We start from the raw sequence: 20,650 nt of genomic DNA, 5'->3' as shown, positions 1-20,650 counted from the left end.
GCAAAACCAACGCCGAAATACCAAAAGTCCTTAATAGTCATTGCAATCCCTCCTTCATCGGAGGGGAAAGGGTATTTACGTGTTTGACGTAAACCTCTTCGACGAACTCCGCATTGGTCTTGCCACTGCCGACGACATCCGCCGTTGGTCCAAGGGCGAGGTCAAGAAGCCGGAAACCATTAACTACCGCACCCTGAAGCCGGAACGTGACGGCTTGTTCTGTGAGCGCATCTTCGGACCAACCCGCGACTGGGAATGTGCCTGTGGCAAGTACAAGCGTGTCCGCTACAAGGGCATCATTTGTGAGCGCTGTGGCGTTGAGGTGACCAAGTCCAAGGTGCGCCGCGAGCGCATGGGCCACATCGAGTTGGCTGCTCCAGTGACCCACATCTGGTACTTCAAGGGTGTTCCTTCCCGCTTGGGTTACTTGTTGGATTTGGCTCCGAAGGACCTGGAGCGCATCATCTACTTCGCGGCGAACATCATCACCTCAGTAGATGAGGAAGCCCGTCACAACGACTTGTCCACTCTGGAAGCAGAAATGCTTCTGGAAAAGAAGGACGTCGAAGACGACACCAACTCTGAGATCGCCGAGCGGGCTCAGAAGCTCGAGCAGGACCTGGCGGAGCTGGAAGAAGCCGGCGCGAAGGCCGATGCACGTCGTAAGGTGCAAAACGCTGCAGAGAAAGAAATGCAGCACATGCGCGAACGCGGCGAGCGCGAAGTTGATCGTCTCGACGAAATCTGGAACCACTTCGTCAAGCTAGCTCCAAAGCAGATGATCATCGACGAGACCATCTACGAAGAACTCGTCGATCGCTACGAGGATTACTTCACCGGTGGCATGGGTGCGGAAGCCATCCAGACTCTGATCCGGAACTTCGACCTTGAAGCTGAGGCTGAGGAGCTGCGCGGCATCATCAATGAAGGCAAGGGCCAGAAGAAGATGCGCGCGTTGAAGCGCCTGAAGGTCGTCGCTGCATTCCTGAATTCCGGTAACGATCCTGCTGGAATGGTTCTGGATTCCATTCCGGTCATCCCGCCAGAGCTTCGGCCAATGGTGCAGCTTGATGGTGGCCGATTCGCTACCTCCGACTTGAATGACCTCTACCGTCGTGTAATCAACCGCAACAACCGTCTGAAGCGCATGCTGGATCTCGGTGCTCCGGAAATCATCGTGAACAACGAGAAGCGCATGCTGCAGGAGTCGGTGGATGCACTGTTCGACAACGGCCGACGCGGCCGTCCTGTCGCTGGCCCGGGTAACCGCCCACTGAAGTCCTTGTCCGACCTCTTGAAGGGTAAGTCGGGTCGTTTCCGTCAGAACCTGCTGGGTAAGCGTGTGGACTACTCCGGCCGTTCGGTTATTATCGTCGGTCCGCAGCTGAAGCTGCACGAGTGTGGTCTGCCGAAGTTGATGGCGTTGGAGCTGTTCAAGCCATTCGTCATGAAGCGCCTGGTGGAAAACGACTATGCGCAGAACATCAAGTCCGCCAAGCGCATGGTTGAGCGTCAACGTCCAGAAGTCTGGGACGTTCTCGAAGAAGCCATTTCTGAGCACCCGGTGCTGCTGAACCGTGCACCAACCCTGCACCGTCTGGGTATCCAGGCATTCGAACCGAAGCTGGTCGAAGGTAAAGCCATCCAGCTGCACCCACTTGCCTGTGAGGCCTTCAACGCGGACTTCGACGGCGACCAGATGGCGGTTCACCTGCCATTGTCCGCCGAGGCGCAGGCCGAAGCCCGCGTGCTGATGCTGTCGTCAAACAACATTCTGTCACCAGCGTCTGGTAAGCCATTGGCCATGCCGCGTCTGGATATGGTCACAGGTCTGTACTTCTTGACCATGAACAAGCGTGCCGACGAACAGGGCGGAGAGGGCCGCTACCAACCGGCCGACGAAAATGGTCCGGCACAGGGCGTGTACTCGTCGTATGCGGAAGCCATCATGGCACGCGACCGCGGCGTTCTGGGCTTGCAGGCGCCTATCAAGGTCCGTATTTCTCACTTGCGTCCACCGCGCGAAATTGAGGAAGCGCAGTTCCCAGAAGGTTGGCAGCGCGGCGATACTTGGTTTGCTGATACCACCCTGGGTCGCATCATGTTCAATGAACTGCTGCCATGGGACTATCCGTACCTTGAAGGCGTCATGGTGCGTAAGGGCGGTGGCTCGGAGAAGATCCTGCTGGGCGATGTCATTAATGACTTGGCCGTCAAGTACCCGATGATCTCCGTCGCACAAACGCTGGACAAGATGAAGGATGCCGGTTTCTACTGGGCAACCCGATCCGGTGTGACCATTACGATGCACGACGTTTTGGTGCTGCCAAACAAGACCGAGATCCTCGAGTCTTATGAGGCCGAAGCAGAGCGTATCGAGCGCAAGTACTGGGAGCAGGGTGCTCTGACCGAGCGCGAGCGCTATGAGCGCTTGGTCGAGCTCTGGAAGGATGCGACCGACAAGGTCGGTACTTCTGTTGAGGAGCTGTACCCAGACGACAACCCAATTCCGATGATCGTGAAGTCGGGTGCCGCGGGTAACATGCGTCAGATCTGGACGCTGGCCGGCATGAAGGGCATGGTTGTGAACTCGAAGGGTGACTACATCACCCGTCCGATCAAGACCTCCTTCCGCGAAGGTCTGTCGGTTCTCGAGTACTTCAACAACTCGCACGGTTCCCGTAAGGGTCTGGCTGATACCGCTCTGCGTACCGCAGACTCCGGTTACCTGACCCGTCGTCTGGTCGACGTCGCCCAGGACGTCATTGTCCGCGAAGAAGACTGTGCAACCCGCCAGGGCGTGCGTGTGCCAATCGGTGAGCAGATCAGCGACGACACATACGCAGTGCACGAGCTCTGGGAGACTTCCGCCTCCGGTCGTGTGGTTGCCTCCGATGTCAAGGACGCCAATGGTGAGGTTTTGGTTGCTGGCGGCGACGACTTGACTGAGGAGAACACCCAAAAGCTGGTCGACGCCGGAATCACCGAGATTAAGGTTCGTTCGGTTCTTACCTGCCAGACCCCAGCAGGTGTCTGTGCGAAGTGCTACGGCAAGTCCATGGCTTCCGGCAACTTGGTCGACATCGGCGAAGCCGTCGGTATTGTGGCAGCTCAGTCCATTGGTGAGCCTGGTACCCAGTTGACCATGCGTACCTTCCACCAGGGTGGTGTCGGTGGCGACATTACCGGTGGTCTGCCGCGTGTTCAGGAGCTGTTTGAGGCCCGCAACCCGAAGAACCGTGCCCCAATTGCATCGGTCGCCGGTGAGATCTCGTTGTCGGACGAAGGAAACTTCTGGACCCTGACCATCCACCCAGATGATGGTTCGGACAATGTCGTTTACGAGAAGCTGTCGAAGCGTCAGGGCCTGGCGCAGGTGCGTCGCCCAATGGAATCCAACCCGGATGCCATGATCGAGCGGGCACTGCGAGATGGCGACCATGTCGAGGTTGGTGAGCGTCTGCTGCGCGGTGCTGCCGATCCGCACGATGTTCTGGAGGTTCTGGGACGTCGTGGCGTCGAAAAGCACCTGATCGACGAAGTGCAGGCCGTGTACCGAACCCAGGGTGTGGCTATCCACGACAAGCACATCGAGATCATTATCCGCCAGATGCTGCGCCGCGGTACCGTTATCGATTCCGGTACCACTTCGCTGCTGCCGGGCAACCTGATCGACCTTTCCGAGGCCAAGCAGGTCAACGCCGCGCAGGTCGCAGAGGGCGGCCAGCCTGCCGAGATGCGTTCCGAGATCATGGGTATCACCAAGGCTTCCTTGGCTACCGAGTCGTGGCTGTCGGCTGCCTCGTTCCAGGAGACCACCCGCGTTCTTACCGACGCCGCCATCAACAAGCGTTCCGACTCGTTGATCGGTCTGAAGGAGAACGTCATCATCGGTAAGCTCATCCCAGCCGGTACCGGTATTAACCGTTACCGCAACATCACCGTCAAGCCGACGGAGGCTGCTCGCAACGCGGCATACTCCATCCCGACCTACGGTGACTCCATTTACGGCGACGACGGCTACAGTGACTTCACTGGCGCTTCCGTCCCATTGGATGAAACTTTCGAGCTCTAAAGCGCTGTTTGTGTCCTGCACCTTGCACAGGAGTAGGACTCGCAGGATTAGGACAATGATCGCCGCTCGGTGCTAGTCCTATGCCGTTCTGCAAGGCCCTATCCCTTTCTTGGGGTAGGGCCTTTTGTGCGCCCAAATCGAGTTTGCTTTCCAGACTCGGGCGAGCCTTGTGGGCGGGCAGAGCCGAAATTACTGGCATTCCAGACAGACCAAGACCGTGAGTGCGTGGTGCACCACCTGGGTGTGGTGATTGTTCCCATAAGTGCTTGGAAAAACTTAGCCTTGGGTATAGCGTAAAGCGGGCTTAGAAACTTAAAAGGATCATTAGAATTTCAGAAAGGCAGCCATGTCTGATCATTCCTCCAACGCGCGCGCGACAGCACAACCGAAACGTAGCCTGACTTGGCGCCCGATTGACATCGTCATCGTTGCCATCTTGGGTGTGGCGACTGGATTCATCTTCGTAGTCTGGAACAACATCGGTTACGCGTGGTTTACCGCTATGGATGATCTGACGCCAGGGCTGGGTGGTCTGGCGGTGGGCATTTGGCTACTCGGTGGTGTGCTGGGCGGACTAATTATCCGGAAACCGGGTGCGGCGATCTTCGTCGAAGTTTTTGCGGCCAGCGTTTCTGCAGCTCTGGGTTCGCAATGGGGGCCGGAAACCCTCTATTCCGGTCTGGCACAGGGGTTGGGTGCGGAATTAATCTTCCTTCTCTTTGCGTACCGCAAGTTTAATATCGTCGTCGCCACGCTTTCTGGTATCGGGGCAGGTGTTGGCGCCTGGACGTTGGAATTGTTCCTCTCTCCGAACCTGGCAAAATCACTGGAATTCAACATTATCTACCTCGTCTGTGTTGCTATTTCGGGTGCGATCCTGGCTGGCATTCTAGGTTTTTCGTTAATGAAGTCACTGGCGAAAACGGGTGCGCTCGACCGTTTCGCGGCTGGTCGGGAGCACCGCGCATAGAGGTTCTGGTCCAACAACACTAGCTTTTCATCAATCGAGACCAATCGCATCCTTATCGATATGTCAGCAACAGCGGTCGAAATTGCTAATTACACCTGGACGCATGCTGGGCGCGCGAAGCCAGCAATCGACAATCTGAACCTAGAGATTGCGGCCGGCGAACGTGTGCTCATTTGTGGTAATTCCGGTTCAGGGAAATCCACTTTGGTCGCTGCCATCGCTGGTGTACTGGGCGGTGATGAAGAAGGCGATGAATCTGGCCGGTTGTTGCTTGCAGATGCCAGCGGTAGAAAAGAGGCTGCAGGCACCTCGACACCAGTGGGCCTGGTATTGCAGGATCCGGACTCGCAGGTCATAGCTGCACGCGTGGGGGACGACGTCGCATTTGGCTGCGAAAATCTAGGATTGGAGCGCTCTGAAATTTGGTCCCGGGTCCGCGAAGCCTTGCCATTGGTGGGTTTGAATCTCCCGTTAGACCATCCGACTGCACACTTGTCCGGTGGCCAAAAGCAGCGCTTGGCTTTGGCGGGCGTTATTGCCATGCGTCCGGGCATCATCATTTTGGACGAACCAACCGCGAATCTTGACCCCGAAGGCGCGCGCGACGTGGTGCAAGCGGTAACCAACGTCGTAAACCACACCGGAGCGACATTGCTGGTCGTCGAGCATAATTACGACGTTTGGCTGCCATTATTAGAGCGTGGCCTGGAGTTTTCTGCAGGTAAACTTGTCGACGACGCACCGGCCAAAGACATCGTAAACCGTCGCCGCATTGGAAACCTCCCAGAGGCAGCGCCGAAGTTAGCAAGCAATGCCGCAGCGCTCACGGCGCATGAGGTCATAGCAGCGGATCAACCTGCTCATTTGCCTGCACGCAGCCTGCACCTGCCTGAGCATGCGTCGACGGTGCTTACCGGCGCTAATGGTACTGGTAAGACTACGCTGCTGATGACACTGGCGGGCTTGCGGCCTCTTGCCTCGGGCCGGATTGATTTGGCAGATACTATCCGCGATGGCCTGCGGGGCAACGTCGCGAAGTGGAAGTCTCGTCAGCTGGCCCAGCGAATTGGATATGTGTTTCAGAACCCGGAGCATCAATTTGTCGCCCGCACGGTATTGGAAGAAGTCCAAGTGGGGCCGAAGGTGATGGGATTGAAGGTCGGTGCGAGTCGTTATGACGAGTTGTTGGAGCGGCTGTCCCTGTCTCATCTTGCACAAGCAAACCCTTTTACATTGTCTGGGGGAGAAAAACGGCGCCTTTCTGTGGCTACCGCATTGATAGCTGCACCGAAACTATTGCTTTTCGATGAGCCGACTTTCGGACAAGATCCCCATACCTTCGGCGAACTGGTCGCAATTGTGCGTGGTTTGGTTGACGAAGGCGTAACCGTGGCCTCAGTGACGCACGATGCGAATTACCGCAACGCGCTGGGCGATAATCATGTCGAGTTGTTAGCGACAGGGGGTAAGTGAGATGGCTTCCGAGCAGATCCCCTCTGGAATGCTTATGCCTTCTGGAGCGCCGAAGATTAACCCGTTGACCCGCATTTTCATCATGCTGTTGGTGACCACCCCGTTGTTGCTGAGCCTGGATTGGCTAAGTGCGACGGTCTCGTTGGCTATTACCATCGTGGCAGCTCTTATCGGGGGAGTGGGATGGAAAAAACTGGTAGCCACGCTTTGGCCTTTACTGTTGGTTGCGCCGCTGTCGGGCATCTCGATGCTGCTATATGGTGCCGAAGGTGGCGAGGTCTATTTCGAGTTTTGGTTGATGACGATCTCTGACAACTCCATTGAATTGGCCATTGCAATCATGATTCGCATCCTTGCGGTGGCGAGCCCGGTGATTTTGCTGGCCCGGAATATTGACCCCACACGCTTGGGCGATGCGCTAGCACAGATATTGCATTTCCCAGACCGCTTTGTCATTGGTTCGGTGGCAGGTGTACGGATGACCGGCCTGTTCAAAGACGATTGGGTGGCGATGAATCGCGCTCGTCGCGCCCGTGGCTTGGGCGATCGGAAAAGAACTGCCCATTTCTTCACTATGGCTTTTGGCCTGTTGGTGCTGGCTTTAAGGCGTGGTGGCAAGCTCGCCACCGCCATGGAAGCTCGTGGGTTTGGCTGCCGGCCGCTCTATGGGGAGCACCGATCGTGGGCGCGGCCGTCGCGCTTGCACACCGCAGACTGGCTGGCACTGGGGCTTGCCCTCGTGTGTGCCGCAATCCCGGTAGTGGTCGCAGTGATGGTGGGAAGTTGGCGTTGGTTTGGTCTCTGATCTGCGTAGGTCTCCGCTGTTCTGGCAGTATTTTTTGTGCGGGGTGGATGCATTCGGACGGTGCTGGTGCAACGCTTGCCGACGCCGGTTGCTAAGTAAATACACTGAGAAAGCCTGTTGAGGGCCCAATCCAAGCCGGAAAAGTGTTGCGCTCGGAGAAATAGGTGGAATGAGGCAATCTTCTGTGGCAGGGGTGGTCCTGGATTGATAGCCCCGTCGATTGAACTCGTGCTCGAGAAGTGCTAGCCTACTAGTTGGTTCGTCTCACTTATGTGGTGGGATGATAAGTCTGATCATCTTCTTGGCGCAGAAACGTCAATGGAGACGTTCTGGACACGCGGAAGGGCCCCGGAAAAGAGCCCCGATTTTTGCGTGTTTGGATGCGTTGTCTAGTCCAGCTCCGGCTGGCGCCACAAAGGTGAAGAAAACTCAACCGACAAGAAAGACTGGTTTATGCCAACTATTCAACAGCTGGTCCGCAAGGGCCGCCACGATAAGAAGTCGAAGGTGGCAACCGCAGCGCTGAAGGGTTCCCCACAGCGTCGTGGCGTCTGCACCCGCGTCTACACCACCACCCCAAAGAAGCCAAACTCGGCGTTGCGTAAGCTCGCTCGTGTTCGTCTGACCTCTGGTGTAGAGGTTTCGGCCTACATTCCAGGTGAGGGCCACAACCTCCAGGAGCACTCCATGGTTCTGGTGCGCGGTGGACGTGTAAAGGACCTTCCAGGTATTCGCTACAAGATCGTCCGTGGCGCTCTTGACACCCAGGGCGTTAAGGACCGTAAGCAGGCTCGTTCCCGTTACGGCGCAAAGAAGGGGTAATAAACAATGCGTAAGAATCAAGCTCCAAAGCGTCCAGTTGTTAAAGACCCGATCTACCAGTCGGAGCAGGTATCCCAGCTGGTCAACAAGGTCTTGCTCGATGGTAAGAAAGCTACCGCTGAACGCATCGTGTATGGCGCTCTAGATAAGTGCAAGGAAAAAACCGGAACTGACCCATTGGGCACCTTGGAGAAGGCACTGGGCAACATTCGTCCTGACCTCGAGGTCCGTTCCCGCCGTGTCGGTGGCGCTACATACCAGGTTCCAGTAGAAGTACGCCCAAGCCGTGCGAACACTCTGGCTCTGCGTTGGTTGGTTACCTTTACCCGTAAACGTCGCGAGAACACCATGATCGAGCGTCTTGCTAATGAGATCTTGGATGCTTCCAACGGTTTGGGTGCTTCCGTCAAGCGTCGTGAAGACACTCACAAGATGGCAGAAGCCAACCGCGCTTTCGCCCACTACCGCTGGTAATTCGCTGTTTAACCAGACTGCGAAGCTCCCCACATTGAGTTATGCCTCGGCAGGGAAGCAAATGCAGTCCGGACACGACAGATTGACCCGCAATGCGCCAGCCCAACCTGGAGGATTACGGGTCATTTGTTTAGCAGCCTTCATGCAAAATCGACGATAAAAGCTTCGGTCAAGACCGTGCGAAGGACGTCGATAAGGGCTAAACGCTGCCAAACGAAACTTTTCGTGGCATTATCGCAATTAACGCGACTATCGCGCGGAAATTTACAGCAACAACTATTTTGATGGGGTAAAACTGTGGCACAAGAAGTGCTTAAGGATCTAAACAAGGTTCGCAATATCGGCATCATGGCCCACATCGATGCTGGTAAAACCACCACCACCGAGCGTATCTTGTTCTATACCGGTATTAACCGCAAGGTTGGTGAAACTCACGACGGTGGTTCGACCACCGACTGGATGGAGCAGGAAAAAGAGCGCGGTATCACCATTACCTCCGCAGCTGTTACCTGTTTCTGGAATGGCAACCAGGTCAACATCATTGACACGCCAGGCCACGTGGACTTCACCGTTGAGGTTGAGCGTTCCCTGCGTGTGCTCGACGGCGCCGTAGCTGTTTTCGATGGCAAGGAAGGCGTTGAACCGCAGTCCGAACAGGTTTGGCGTCAGGCTGCGAAGTACGACGTTCCGCGTATCTGTTTCGTGAACAAGATGGACAAGCTGGGTGCAGACTTCTACTACACCGTGCAGACCATTATCGATCGTTTGGGTGCCAAGCCACTCGTTATGCAGCTCCCAATCGGCGTTGAGGACGATTTCGACGGCGTGGTTGACCTGCTGCAAATGAAGGCTTATATGTGGCCTGGCAAGGTCGAGGTTGGAGCAGAACCTCAGCTGACTGAGATTCCTGCAGCCCTGCAAGAAAAGGCCGAAGAATACCGTGAGAAATTAGTCGAAGCTGTTGCTGAGACTGATGAAGAACTCATGGAAAAGTACTTCGGTGGCGAGGAAATCTCCCTCGATGAGTTGAAGGCACAGATCCGTAAGCTGGTCGTTAACTCTGAAATCTACCCGGTCTACTGTGGTACTGCGTACCGCAATAAGGGTGTCCAGCCATTGCTGGACGCTGTCATTGATTTCTTGCCAAACCCAATGGACGTTGGCGAAGTCATTGGCCACGAAATGGGCAACGAAGATGTTGAGATGCGTCGTAAGCCATCGGCTGAAGAACCATTCTCCGGTCTGGCCTTCAAGATTGCTGCTCACCCATTTTTCGGTCAGCTCACCTTCGTTCGCGTCTACTCGGGACGCGTCGAGCCAGGCAACGAAGTTCTCAACTCGACCAAGGGCAAGAAGCAGCGCATCGGTAAGATCTTCCAGATGCACGCCAACAAGGAAAACCCTGTTGACGAGGCAGTAGCTGGTAACATCTACGCGATCATCGGCCTGAAAGACATCACTACCGGTGACACCATTTGTTCCAAGGATGAGCCGATCATCCTGGAATCCATGGACTTCCCAGATCCAGTTATCCAGGTTGCCATCGAGCCAAAGACCAAAGCCGACCAGGAGAAGCTGTCGACCGCTATCCAGCGTCTTGCCGACGAGGACCCAACCTTTACCGTCAAGCTGGATGAAGAATCCGGCCAAACCGTCATCGGCGGTATGGGTGAGCTGCACCTCGACGTTCTGGTCGACCGCATGAAGCGTGAATTCAAGGTCGAAGCGAACATTGGTAACCCACAGGTTGCCTACCGCGAAACCATTCGCAAGTCGGTTGCTTCTCTGGATTACACCCACAAGAAGCAGACTGGTGGTTCCGGTCAGTTCGCGAAGGTCGTTGTCTCCATCGAGCCATACGCCCCAGACGAGAGCGAACTGGAAGAGGGCGAGAGCCCACTGTACAAGTTCGAGAACGCGGTCACCGGTGGGCGTATTCCGAAGGAATACATCCCATCTGTCGACGCTGGTATCCAGGACGCCATGCAGTACGGCTACCTGGCTGGTTACCCGTTGGTCAACATTAAGGCGACCTTGGAAGACGGCGCATACCACGACGTCGACTCCTCCGAAATGGCCTTCAAGTTGGCTGGTTCCCAGGTACTGAAGGAAGCTGTCGCTAAGGCGAAGCCAGTTCTGCTGGAGCCTTTGATGGCCGTTGAAGTTGTTACCCCAGAAGAATTCATGGGTGACGTCATCGGTGACATCAATGCACGTCGTGGCCAGGTTGAATCTATGGACGACCGTTCTGGCGCCAAGGTCGTGAAGGCCCGCGTTCCGCTGTCTTCCATGTTCGGCTACGTCGGCGACCTGCGCTCCCGCACCCAGGGTCGCGCGAACTACACCATGGTTTTCGACTCCTACGGTGAAGTTCCACAGTCAGTAGCCGAAGAGGTTATTGCTGCACGCACTGGCGGCTCTTCGAACTAAGCTTTCGATGAGTTCGAACTCGGGCTCGGGCCCGAGAGGCGGACAGTTTCGCTAGCCCCTGGACCGAAAAACTAACCTCCAGGGGCACTGTGCCCGCGTACTGTTATCGCCTGGGTTGCGGTCGTGCTGAACCCATCACTTCGCATCGAAGACCACTATTTGGGGTCTGTTTTCGCGTAAACGAGAACGTGATTTACCACAAGCGAATGGGTTGAGCCGGCCGTTACCCGAAGGAAACTGTTTCTAGTGATATGCTGAGGTTAGAGCCGTCTATATGTATGAACGGCTTGATATATCTCTGCCATAATTCTAGGATCAGGTAACGGGCACACCTGTCAGACGTTGCCTGCCGCATGTCCGTGACTATTCCGCGGACGAATTAGTAGGCAAATTAAACAAACCACGTGGCTGCGAAGGTCGTAGCCACCGATAAAGTCCAGGAGGACATACAGTGGCAAAGGAGAAGTTCGAGCGTACGAAGCCGCATGTGAACATCGGCACTATCGGACACGTCGACCACGGCAAGACCACCACCACCGCAGCTATCACCAAGGTTCTGTCGGACAAGTACCCTGATGAAAACCAGGCATTCGCGTTCGACATGATCGATAAGGCTCCTGAGGAGAAGGAGCGCGGTATTACCATCAACATCTCCCACGTGGAGTACTCCACTCCTAAGCGCCACTACGCGCACGTGGACGCCCCAGGTCACGCTGACTACATCAAGAACATGATTACCGGTGCCGCTCAGATGGACGGCGCTATCTTGGTTGTTGCAGCTACCGACGGCCCAATGCCACAGACCCGCGAGCACGTTCTGCTGGCTCGCCAGGTTGGCGTTCCATACATCCTGGTTGCACTGAACAAGTGCGACATGGTTGACGACGAGGAAATCCTCGAGCTCGTCGAGATGGAGATCCGCGAATTGCTGGCTGACCAGGAATTCGATGAAGAGGCTCCAATCGTTCACATCTCCGCTGTCGGCGCCTTGGAAGGCGAAGAGAAGTGGGTTAACGCCATCGTTGAACTGATGGATGCTTGTGACGAGTCGATCCCTGATCCAGACCGTGCTACCGACAAGCCATTCTTGATGCCTATCGAGGACATCTTCACCATCACCGGTCGTGGCACCGTTGTCACCGGTCGTGTTGAGCGTGGCTCCCTGAAGGTCAACGAAGAAGTCGAGATCATCGGCATCAAGGAAAAGTCCCAGAAGACCACCATCACCGGTATCGAGATGTTCCGCAAGATGCTGGACTACACCGAAGCTGGCGACAACGCTGGTCTGCTGCTTCGCGGTACCAAGCGTGAAGACGTTGAGCGTGGACAGGTTATCGTTGCTCCAGGTGCTTACAGCACCCACAAGAAGTTCGAAGGTTCCGTCTATGTTCTTTCCAAGGACGAGGGCGGCCGCCACACCCCGTTCTTCGACAACTACCGTCCTCAGTTCTACTTCCGCACCACCGACGTTACCGGTGTTGTTACCCTGCCTGAGGGCACCGAGATGGTTATGCCTGGCGACAACGTCGACATGTCCGTCGAATTGATTCAGCCAGTCGCTATGGACGAGGGCCTGCGCTTCGCTATCCGCGAAGGTTCCCGTACCGTTGGTGCTGGTGTCGTTAACAAGATCCTGGATTAATTCCTTGACTTGTTGGCGTAGTGTCAACGCCCATGGCGTTCACTAGGCTAGACGCCTTTTAGCCGCTACCGAACTTTCGGTAGCGGCTTTTTGCGTGGTGCTGCAGATTGTACGTTGCAGGTCCACTAGGGTTGGCCGTATCTACCCGGTTTACGCGTCGATTCGGTTGGTGTAGTGGCCCCGGTGCTACAATGAGACCACGGGGAGTCTTGTTGCTTTACCTCCGTTGACAGGAGGCTCTCTGGCTATAGTAGGGTCTTGCGATTTTGTAACCTATGCTTTTTCTCAGCGGATCGAAAACATAAGTGATTCTGAAACTGTGGCTACGTATCGATGGCCACACGACGGAGAAAGTAATCCGAACTCGTCGGGCCTAGTCTTAGCTCTTTAAGCATTCCTATGATCGTCTCTTCTGCTGCAAGGTCTAGCACAGACGGGCCGATAAGCATGCCGAGGCCTAATAACAGCGCGACAGAAGGGGTGCGATTATTGAAGGCGAAGGCCCCCATAGGCGTGAGTAACAACGCCCCGGCCATGATCCACGCTAGCGAAATCGGAGCGTCGGCATATTCCGTTACCCCAGCTGTGAGTACTAACGTTCCGGTAGTGTCTATGCTGCCAACTGCCATACGTTGTTGCCTACGCACAAACTCGGAAAAATCATAAGCCTGCACTCATCTAATGGCAGGTTTTAGTATTTGGCGAAAAGAAAACCGCGTGCCGGGAATAAGCTTCCACACGCGGTTTCTTTAGTCTCGCAAATTCGACGACGCTGAATAATGTATCTGCGCAGCTTTTGCTCGCTAACGGCCTCTTCCGTGCCGTGATGTCTTCGTTAGTAGGCGGGTCTTACCTTGTCCATGTGCAGCAAGTAGACAGTATCGATATCCACATCTTCGATTGCATCACGAAGATCTGTCTCGCTCGTTTCAATCATGTCATTGAGCTTGTTCAGATCGGCCTCTGGACGCGCATTAATCGTGAACTCAATAGTTGGCCGTTTTCGGTCGATAGAAACCTTCTGTTTCGCTGAGGTCACGTCGGAGTCTGTCTCTAACTGAGCTGCCACTGCCTGCGCGATATGACTAATGTGTATAGAAATATCGCCCTTTTCGTCGGAGGCCGAAGAACCAACTTGCGAAAAGGTCCGGCGGCGTAAGTTGATGATGATCAGCCACAAACCAATGATAATCGTTCCCGCTAGGATGCCCCAGAGCAGGTATTCATACCAATCTTGGTCTGGCAAGGTCCGCCAAGCGTCTGGGTCGCGCCAGAGTGCGAGCTCCTTCGCGAACTCTACATCGAAGTACGCTAACACTGGCCAGAGTCCAAAGAGGATCAGCGTAATCGCGAGCAAGAAGAATATGAAGCGGTCAATGAATGCGGTCAGTTTGCTCATGATACGCCCTCCTGAGAACTGTCACCCTCGACCCGAACCTCGATCTTCGGCTGTTGTTGCAAGAACGCAAGCTTAGTTTTGATCGCTTCCTCTACGCGCTGGGGTAACGAGGAGTCGTTGGTATCTCCTTCGACAATGACTTGCAACTTCTTTCGCGAAATCTTGGAATGTGCGGAACGCGCACCAGGCAGTTGTTGCGCAGTTGCAGAACTGACTCGAGCCAGATCCACGGGACGTACCCAGACTGCCGCATTGCTGTTTAGCGTGCTGTGTGTTTGTCTACGTGGTTTGAAGGCAACAATCAGGAGCAGCACTCCGAGCACGATCGCGCCTGCGCCGACCCATACGATCCATTCGGGAAGCTCATTCTGTCCGAAGAAGTCCGTAATTGGTGTAATCCAGCTCTGTTGGTCTTGATTCGGTAAGACGAACCAGATTTCCCGGATCATTACGCCGGCTACCGCGAGTAGAAGTAGGCCAAGGAGCACAGCAAGCCCACGGGCGATCGGTGATGCCTTTGGTGCTTGGCCACGATAAGCCTTTTGTTTAGCCACGTGAGCCTCCTCTTAGATCTCGAAGTACTTCCTTTGTGTCTTTCCGGTAGATGGCGCGCAATGGGGCTGGTTTCGGAACGGTCACCGGTCGGAACGGGTGATCGGCAGGTGCGTAAGGCTTACGCAGTTGTTGTTTCATCGGCGTCCGTACTTTGCGAAGAGCACGGGCCTTGGGGACCTCGGGCTTGCGTGGCTGGCCCCAACTCGCAACGTTTATTTCACGCAATGCGTGTTGTTTAGGCGGCCGTATTTTTCGCAGTTTTTTACGTCGAATGTTTACTGGTCGTGGTTTGCGTGGTTTCGGCACTGAAACCGAGCGAAGTTTCCGTTTCCTTGGCACTTCGACTGACCGTAGAGCGAATGACCGTGTATTGACGTCAATAAGTTCCCGCGGTTGCGGCGAAACCACTTCGCGCAGTGGCTGAGGTTTGGGTGCTTGTACCGAAACGCTTGGCATTTCACCAACGGTAACCGACCGTAAAGCAGCCGGTTGCGGCACGGAAATTTCACGCAGTGGGGGTCTTTTCGGAACCGAGATTGCCTTTAACTTCTTTTGCTCCGGTACTGAAGGAGAAAATGGTGCCCGAGACTTCGGTGCCTCCACCTTTCGCGGAGTCGGTAACTCGTTCACCGTGATTTCGGCTAGGGGCCTTGCCTCCGGTGTAAAGACGGGGACGAGCTCCTTGGGATCATCCACAGAGATAACTCCGAGAGGTTTTGGCCAGGGAGTTTCTACTTTTCTGCGGATAGCTAGTTCACGGGTCTCAACTGCATTGAGTTCCGCAAACTCAGACGAGATCGTTATCTCCCGCAAAGGAGCTGCTTCTGCCGTTTCAATTTCCCGCAGGGTCTGGGTTTTTGAGGTCACGCGAGGATGCGCAACTTCGAGTTCATTGACCGAAATTGCGCGTGGTGTGAATTCGGAGCGAGCCTCGACGTCATCGCGGCTGATTCGTTGCTTCGACGGTACAGCTTCGCCGATTGTGACATTGACCCGCGTGGCTTCATATCCAATATAGATGTCTAGTGCTTCGGCAATAGCCTTGCGCACTTCCGCAGCAACCCTTACCGCAGGAGATGGCCAAACCACGGCGATGACAACATCGACCGAAGCGACCTGGCGCTCTTGATCCAATCGGATATCAAACCTTGGGTAGTTGCGTGACAACAAGCCGCCGTCGATGTCAGTGGTGCCCGGTACTTGGTAAATCGCGCGCTCAACGACGTGTTCGGCGACGCGGGTTTTGTATGTGGTTACGCCTGCAGCCTGCGACGAACCTGAAGACTTGACGGCCTTATGAGCCTGCTCGGTCTTGTCGACGGCGCTGGGGGAAGAATTCGCAAGTGATTCCGTGGTGGCCGCAGGTTTATCCTGCTTTTCCATTAGCCCTGACCTTTACCCGAAGAGAAGATGTTCGTCAGATCGATACGACCATCGAAATGAGCGCCGATGGCGGCGCCGATCAGTGCAAATGGGATAGCCCAAAGGGAGTACCATCCGGTGATAGCGATCAGCAGCATTATACCGATGCCGACCAGCGCGCCAATCAAAGTGTAACTAATGTTGTTCATAAAACCCGTCCTCAAAAGTCTTACTGCAGGGTAGATGTGGAGCTATCGGTGGCATCAGAAAAGATCACGTCCACGCGGCCTAGATCGATGGAGCAGGCTTTCTGAGCAACAACGCGGATGTCAGATGCGAGATCGTGTAGATTCACTCCCGCGGCGAAATCCGCGGTGATGTGAATTTCGATGTGTAGTTCACCTGCACCAGAAACGCGGCGTAGGCCAGAAATGCGTTCTCCGGGGTACAGCAGGGCGACTTCGCCGAAACGGCCGGAGTGTAGCCCAGCGACCCCGTGAACATCTTTAACTTTGGATGCGATGGATCGCGCATCCGCCACCTCAAGCTGGGGTGCTTGAGTTGCGGCCATTTTTAGCGATCCTGGCCAGAAGAGATTGCGGTTTGCTCGTCTTCGTTTTCGTCTTCTTCATCACCAGGAAGCTTGACGTCGTGAACGTTGACATCAACGCCGGAGACATTCAAACCGGTCATGCGCTCGACGGCGGAAATAACGTTACGACGGATAGCGTCAGCCAGCTCGTGGATGGCAACACCGTATTCTGCGGTGATTGCAACCTCGACGGAAGCGGTGCCTTCTTCTACTTCGACAGAAACGCCTTGTTTGACGTCTTCGCTACCGAAGGTTTGGCGGATAGAGCCCATGACACGTTGGGAAGTCGATCCCAGGGCAGCAACTCCCGAAACTTCGCGGGTAGCCAGGCCAGCAATCTTGCCAACTACACCGTCGTCGATGGTGGTGGTGCCGTGCTCGGTTTCCAAGTTGCTGTTTACCTTGCGAGCAGGAGTGTTGTCAGACGATTGGTTCTGTTTTTGGTCGGCCATTGTGGCGCCTACCTTTCTGCTGTCTCATGGTTAAGAAATGAGACCCCGGTGGCTTACTAGCCGTGGCGGTACCGCCGTTGAGAATATGGAGGTACCCGGGGTGTATTTGAATCTGCCAAGCGTTGGAAATCACACGTTGATGTGTGCCATTTCCCTTGACTGATTTAATCCTACGGAAAACGTTTATTAGCGTCGTCTCGTAGTGCTGTAGATCATACAGGTGGGGAGGCTGTGGGGGTAAATAGAGGTAGGTTGAATTTTTCCGATTGACGTGTTTAAATGGCCAGGTTGCTTAAACAGGGCGTATTCCATCTATTGGCGCAGTCAAGGTGCTGCATATGCGGTATCCGGAGCGCTACCTCAATAGTCAAAGATGCGCTGTGGTTAAGCAAACATGACACCTTCGCCGTGCATGGCCCCTAAAAAACTCTCAAAACATCAGGGGCCGACAAATGTGCACAGAAGGGCTGCCAATCGGGCTAGGTTCGTCGTCATAGACAGGGCATCCCGAGCGGTAGTGCCGGAGAAGGGGCATAGCAAGTAAACAGCGGCAGTACACAGTCAGGTTCCATCGGGACGTTTGGCTTCAGTGCGCGCAAGAATTGCGTGCCTGGCCGGATCCGGTGCGTGTCAATATAGACCGAATGCTGGCGTTGTTTGCCTTCAGCTAGCCCTGGATGCGGACAACGTTGAAGAGAAATCGAAGAGCGAGCTTTCATCGTTAGACGACAGAAAGCAAGCGAGGAAGAGGATAATCGTGGCGGGACAAAAAATCCGCATTAGGCTAAAAGCCTACGATCATGAGGCAATTGACGTCTCGGCAAAAAAGATTGTCGAGACCGTCACCCGCACCGGCGCCCGCGTGGTTGGGCCTGTGCCGCTGCCGACTGAAAAGAACGTCTATGCCGTTATCGGTTCTCCACACAAGTACACCGATTCGCGTGAACACTTTGAAATGCGCACACACAAGCGCTTGATCGACATTCTCGACCCGACGCCTAAGACCGTTGACGCATTGATGCGCATCGATCTTCCGGCCAGCGTTGATGTCAACATCCAGTAATCGCGAAGCGAACACTATATAAAACTGTCTAAAACTGTCAGTGGAGAACAAATAATGAGCGAAAAAGAGATCAAGGGCATTCTGGGCACCAAGCTCGGCATGACTCAGGTCTTTGACGAGAACAACCGGGTCGTCCCGGTTACCGTCGTCGAAGCTGGTCCTTGCGTGGTTACCCAGATCCGCACAAAAGAAAAAGACGGCTATTCGGCCATCCAGATTGCGTACGGCGAAATCGATCCCCGCAAAACTGCGAAACCACAGGCTGGCCACTTTAAGAAGGCCGGTGTCACCCCGCGCCGTCACGTAGCTGAAATCCGTATGGATGACACTTCGTCCTACGAGGTCGGTCAAGAAGTTACCGTCGACATCTTCGAGGGAGTTAACCTCGTTGACGTCACCGGCATCACTAAAGGCAAGGGCTACGCTGGCGCTATGAAACGCCACGGCTTTGCAGGTCAGGGTGCTGCACACGGTAACCAGGCCGCTCACCGTCGCGTCGGTGGTATCGGTGGTGCCGCAACCCCAGGTCGCGTTTTCAAAGGAAAGCGTATGGCCGGTCGCATGGGTCGTGACCGCGTCACCACTCAAAACCTGAAAATCCAAAAGATTGACGCAGAATCCAACCTGTTGCTCATCAAGGGCGCTATCCCAGGTGTCAACAAGGGCGTCGTCACCGTTAAGACTGCTGTGAAGGGTGGTGCATAAGCATGAGTAACCTCACGCTAGATGTACAGACCGCTGAAGGCTCCACCAACGGTACCGTTGACCTACCAGCAGAAATCTTTGACGTGACCACCTCGGTTGCCACCATGCACCAGGTAGTTACCGCTCAGCTTGCTGCCGGTCGAGCCGGTACCCACAAGGTAAAGACCCGCGGAGAAGTCCGTGGTGGTGGCCGTAAGCCATTCCGTCAAAAGGGAACCGGTCGTGCTCGTCAGGGTTCGATTCGTGCTCCTCACTACACCGGTGGTGGCATTGTGCACGGTCCAGTCCCACGTGACTACGCACAGCGCACCCCTAAGAAGATGATCAAAGCTGCTCTCTTTGGCGCACTATCCGATCGTGCTCGTAACGGTCGTATTCACGTCATTGACGAATTGGTTCCAGGTCAAGAGCCTTCCACCAAGAAGGCCAAGGCATTCCTGGAGCGCGTTTCATCCAACAAGAAGATCTTGCTGGTAATCAACCGCGAAGATTTGAACGCTCAGCGCAGCGCCAACAACTTGCCGAACGTTCATATCTTGGACTCCGGCCAGCTCAACACGTATGACGTTTTGAACGCTGATGACGTTGTCTTCTCGGCCGCAGCCCTGCATACCTTCATCAACCGCGGCGCAGAAGCAGCCGTTGCAGGGGAGGAAAACTAACATGGCTAAAATCGTAAACCCACGCGATATCATCATCGCACCGGTTGTTTCCGAGAAGTCCTATGGCCTTATGGAGCAGAACACCTACACGTTCTACGTCGCCAAGGACTCCAATAAGAACCAGATCAAGAATGCCGTTGAAGAAATCTTTGGCGTGCAGGTCGCATCCGTCAACACTCTGAACCGTGAGGGCAAGCGCAAGCGTACTCGCACCGGTTTCGGGCGTCGGAAGGCAACCAAGCGCGCCTACGTAACTCTTCGCGAGGGCAGCGACTCCATCGATATCTTCGGCGCTAACGCCTAAGACTTCGGAAGGTAAGGAAGAATTATGGCTATTCGTAAATACAAGCCGACAACTCCGGGTCGCCGCGCGAGCTCCGTTTCCGAATTCGAGGAACTGACCCGTTCCACCCCGGAAAAGTCACTGTTGCGTCCACTGCACAAAACCGGTGGTCGTAACGTACACGGACACATCACCGCTCGGCACATTGGTGGCGGTCACAAGCGCCGCTACCGTTTGATCGACTTCCGTCGCAACGACAAAGATGGCATCCAGGCCAAGGTTGCGCACATCGAGTACGATCCAAACCGCACCGCTAACATCGCGTTACTGCACTACGCCGACGGTGAAAAGCGCTACATCATCGCGCCTAAAGGCTTGAAGCAGCACACCATCGTTGAATCCGGCCCTGACGCCGACATCAAGGTAGGTAACAACCTACCTCTGCGCAACATTCCAACCGGTACCACGATTCACGCAGTTGAACTGAAGCCAGGTGCGGGCGCTAAACTTGCACGCTCCGCTGGTTCCTCGATTCAGTTGCTGGGTAAGGAAGGCAAGTACGCCATCCTCCGTATGCCGTCTTCGGAAATTCGTCGCGTAGATATCCGCTGTCGCGCTACCGTCGGTACCGTAGGCAACGCTGATCAGATGAACATCCGTTGGGGTAAAGCTGGACGTATGCGCTGGAAGGGCGTTCGTCCTACCGTTCGTGGTGTCGTGATGAACCCGATCGACCACCCACACGGTGGTGGTGAAGGTAAGTCTTCCGGTGGTCGTCACCCTGTGTCCCCATGGGGCAAGAAGGAAGGTCGCACCCGCAACCCGAACCGCTATTCCAACAACATGATCGTGCGCCGTCGTCGCCCGAACAAGAAACGCTAAGAGG

20 protein-coding genes are annotated in these 20,650 nt (G+C 55.1%); 13 read left to right on the top strand and 7 right to left on the bottom strand.

Annotated features, from left to right (window positions below; translation table 11 throughout):
* Positions 1-79: 79 nt before the first annotated feature.
* From L9H78_RS08770 to tuf, 8 genes are all read left to right on the top strand, one after another.
* Entirely contained in the window at positions 80-4,075 is a 3,996-nt protein-coding gene (locus tag L9H78_RS08770) for a DNA-directed RNA polymerase subunit beta' (RefSeq protein WP_249619860.1), read from the top strand.
* A 346-nt stretch (positions 4,076-4,421) separates the two neighbouring features.
* Entirely contained in the window at positions 4,422-5,045 is a 624-nt protein-coding gene (locus L9H78_RS08765) for an ECF transporter S component (RefSeq protein WP_249617695.1), read from the top strand.
* A 60-nt stretch (positions 5,046-5,105) separates the two neighbouring features.
* Positions 5,106-6,518 carry an ABC transporter ATP-binding protein gene (locus tag L9H78_RS08760; protein ID WP_249619859.1) on the top strand — a complete coding sequence of 471 codons (1,413 nt, stop codon included), beginning with the start codon at positions 5,106-5,108 and terminating at the stop codon, positions 6,516-6,518.
* Between the two features lie 34 nt (positions 6,519-6,552).
* A complete protein-coding gene (locus L9H78_RS08755; protein ID WP_249620775.1) occupies positions 6,553-7,323 on the top strand; it encodes an energy-coupling factor transporter transmembrane component T family protein in 771 nt (256 codons plus the stop codon).
* Between the two features lie 453 nt (positions 7,324-7,776).
* Positions 7,777-8,145 carry a 30S ribosomal protein S12 gene (gene rpsL, locus L9H78_RS08750; protein WP_018121319.1) on the top strand — a complete coding sequence of 123 codons (369 nt, stop codon included), beginning with the start codon at positions 7,777-7,779 and terminating at the stop codon, positions 8,143-8,145.
* Between the two features lie 6 nt (positions 8,146-8,151).
* Positions 8,152-8,619 carry a 30S ribosomal protein S7 gene (rpsG, locus tag L9H78_RS08745; RefSeq protein WP_021352942.1) on the top strand — a complete coding sequence of 156 codons (468 nt, stop codon included), beginning with the start codon at positions 8,152-8,154 and terminating at the stop codon, positions 8,617-8,619.
* A gap of 297 nt (positions 8,620-8,916) precedes the next feature.
* Complete coding sequence (gene fusA / locus L9H78_RS08740; protein ID WP_249619858.1) at positions 8,917-11,049, top strand: elongation factor G; 2,133 nt, start codon at positions 8,917-8,919, stop codon at positions 11,047-11,049.
* Between the two features lie 451 nt (positions 11,050-11,500).
* Positions 11,501-12,691 carry an elongation factor Tu gene (tuf, locus tag L9H78_RS08735; RefSeq protein ID WP_021352944.1) on the top strand — a complete coding sequence of 397 codons (1,191 nt, stop codon included), beginning with the start codon at positions 11,501-11,503 and terminating at the stop codon, positions 12,689-12,691.
* A gap of 323 nt (positions 12,692-13,014) precedes the next feature.
* Here the strand turns inward: tuf and L9H78_RS08730 are convergent, their stop codons facing one another.
* The 7 genes from L9H78_RS08730 to L9H78_RS08700 all read right to left on the bottom strand — a co-directional run bounded on the left by L9H78_RS08730 (position 13,015) and on the right by L9H78_RS08700 (position 17,051).
* Positions 13,015-13,320, bottom strand: a complete 306-nt coding sequence (locus tag L9H78_RS08730; protein ID WP_249619856.1) for a hypothetical protein — start codon at positions 13,318-13,320, stop codon at positions 13,015-13,017.
* A gap of 206 nt (positions 13,321-13,526) precedes the next feature.
* Positions 13,527-14,090 (bottom strand): alkaline shock response membrane anchor protein AmaP, encoded by a 564-nt coding sequence (amaP, locus tag L9H78_RS08725; RefSeq protein WP_249619855.1) that lies wholly within the window; start codon positions 14,088-14,090, stop codon positions 13,527-13,529.
* Complete coding sequence (locus L9H78_RS08720) at positions 14,087-14,644, bottom strand: DUF6286 domain-containing protein (protein WP_249619854.1); 558 nt, start codon at positions 14,642-14,644, stop codon at positions 14,087-14,089. The genes amaP and L9H78_RS08720 overlap by 4 nt, the downstream gene beginning before the upstream one ends.
* Positions 14,637-16,028 carry an Asp23/Gls24 family envelope stress response protein gene (locus L9H78_RS08715; protein WP_249619853.1) on the bottom strand — a complete coding sequence of 464 codons (1,392 nt, stop codon included), beginning with the start codon at positions 16,026-16,028 and terminating at the stop codon, positions 14,637-14,639. The genes L9H78_RS08720 and L9H78_RS08715 overlap by 8 nt, the downstream gene beginning before the upstream one ends.
* Entirely contained in the window at positions 16,028-16,216 is a 189-nt protein-coding gene (locus tag L9H78_RS08710; protein ID WP_021352949.1) for a hypothetical protein, read from the bottom strand. The genes L9H78_RS08715 and L9H78_RS08710 overlap by 1 nt, the downstream gene beginning before the upstream one ends.
* 20 nt (positions 16,217-16,236) lie before the next feature.
* Positions 16,237-16,578, bottom strand: coding sequence for an Asp23/Gls24 family envelope stress response protein (locus L9H78_RS08705; protein WP_249619852.1), 342 nt, complete (start codon positions 16,576-16,578; stop codon positions 16,237-16,239).
* Between the two features lie 2 nt (positions 16,579-16,580).
* Positions 16,581-17,051 carry an Asp23/Gls24 family envelope stress response protein gene (locus tag L9H78_RS08700; RefSeq protein WP_249619851.1) on the bottom strand — a complete coding sequence of 157 codons (471 nt, stop codon included), beginning with the start codon at positions 17,049-17,051 and terminating at the stop codon, positions 16,581-16,583.
* 757 nt (positions 17,052-17,808) lie between these two features.
* Between L9H78_RS08700 and rpsJ the strand changes: the two genes are divergently transcribed.
* The 5 genes from rpsJ to rplB are packed head-to-tail and all read left to right on the top strand — an operon-like array spanning position 17,809 to position 20,646.
* Positions 17,809-18,114: a 30S ribosomal protein S10 gene (gene rpsJ, locus L9H78_RS08695; protein WP_018121308.1), complete on the top strand. Its 306-nt coding sequence runs from the start codon at positions 17,809-17,811 to the stop codon at positions 18,112-18,114.
* Positions 18,115-18,168: 54 nt separating this feature from the next.
* Positions 18,169-18,819, top strand: coding sequence for a 50S ribosomal protein L3 (gene rplC / locus L9H78_RS08690; RefSeq protein WP_021353215.1), 651 nt, complete (start codon positions 18,169-18,171; stop codon positions 18,817-18,819).
* 2 nt (positions 18,820-18,821) lie between these two features.
* Positions 18,822-19,481: a 50S ribosomal protein L4 gene (rplD, locus tag L9H78_RS08685; RefSeq protein WP_021353216.1), complete on the top strand. Its 660-nt coding sequence runs from the start codon at positions 18,822-18,824 to the stop codon at positions 19,479-19,481.
* 1 nt (position 19,482) lies between these two features.
* Entirely contained in the window at positions 19,483-19,785 is a 303-nt protein-coding gene (rplW, locus tag L9H78_RS08680; protein WP_021353217.1) for a 50S ribosomal protein L23, read from the top strand.
* Positions 19,786-19,809: 24 nt separating this feature from the next.
* On the top strand, positions 19,810-20,646 hold the full coding sequence (rplB, locus tag L9H78_RS08675; protein ID WP_021353218.1) for a 50S ribosomal protein L2: 837 nt from the start codon (positions 19,810-19,812) through the stop codon (positions 20,644-20,646).
* Positions 20,647-20,650 lie beyond the last annotated feature (4 nt).

It is taken from the genome of Corynebacterium pseudodiphtheriticum (genome assembly GCF_023509295.1).
Lineage (GTDB): Bacteria > Actinomycetota > Actinomycetes > Mycobacteriales > Mycobacteriaceae > Corynebacterium > Corynebacterium pseudodiphtheriticum.
This window is presented reverse-complemented; position numbering and strand designations above follow the sequence as displayed.

Excerpts from the sequence above, each read along its gene's own strand:
- L9H78_RS08765 (WP_249617695.1), top strand. The coding sequence starts at position 4,422 with ATGTCTGATCATTCCTCCAACGCGCGCGCGACAGCACAACCGAAACGT.
- L9H78_RS08760 (WP_249619859.1), top strand. The coding sequence starts at position 5,106 with ATGTCAGCAACAGCGGTCGAAATTGCTAATTACACCTGGACGCATGCT.
- L9H78_RS08755 (WP_249620775.1), top strand. The coding sequence starts at position 6,553 with ATGCCTTCTGGAGCGCCGAAGATTAACCCGTTGACCCGCATTTTCATC.
- rpsL (WP_018121319.1), top strand. The coding sequence starts at position 7,777 with ATGCCAACTATTCAACAGCTGGTCCGCAAGGGCCGCCACGATAAGAAG.
- rpsG (WP_021352942.1), top strand. The coding sequence starts at position 8,152 with ATGCGTAAGAATCAAGCTCCAAAGCGTCCAGTTGTTAAAGACCCGATC.
- L9H78_RS08730 (WP_249619856.1), bottom strand. The coding sequence starts at position 13,320 with ATGGCAGTTGGCAGCATAGACACTACCGGAACGTTAGTACTCACAGCT.
- amaP (WP_249619855.1), bottom strand. The coding sequence starts at position 14,090 with ATGAGCAAACTGACCGCATTCATTGACCGCTTCATATTCTTCTTGCTC.
- L9H78_RS08715 (WP_249619853.1), bottom strand. The coding sequence starts at position 16,028 with ATGGAAAAGCAGGATAAACCTGCGGCCACCACGGAATCACTTGCGAAT.
- L9H78_RS08710 (WP_021352949.1), bottom strand. The coding sequence starts at position 16,216 with ATGAACAACATTAGTTACACTTTGATTGGCGCGCTGGTCGGCATCGGT.
- L9H78_RS08705 (WP_249619852.1), bottom strand. The coding sequence starts at position 16,578 with ATGGCCGCAACTCAAGCACCCCAGCTTGAGGTGGCGGATGCGCGATCC.
- L9H78_RS08700 (WP_249619851.1), bottom strand. The coding sequence starts at position 17,051 with ATGGCCGACCAAAAACAGAACCAATCGTCTGACAACACTCCTGCTCGC.
- rplC (WP_021353215.1), top strand. The coding sequence starts at position 18,169 with ATGAGCGAAAAAGAGATCAAGGGCATTCTGGGCACCAAGCTCGGCATG.
- rplD (WP_021353216.1), top strand. The coding sequence starts at position 18,822 with ATGAGTAACCTCACGCTAGATGTACAGACCGCTGAAGGCTCCACCAAC.
- rplW (WP_021353217.1), top strand. The coding sequence starts at position 19,483 with ATGGCTAAAATCGTAAACCCACGCGATATCATCATCGCACCGGTTGTT.
- rplB (WP_021353218.1), top strand. The coding sequence starts at position 19,810 with ATGGCTATTCGTAAATACAAGCCGACAACTCCGGGTCGCCGCGCGAGC.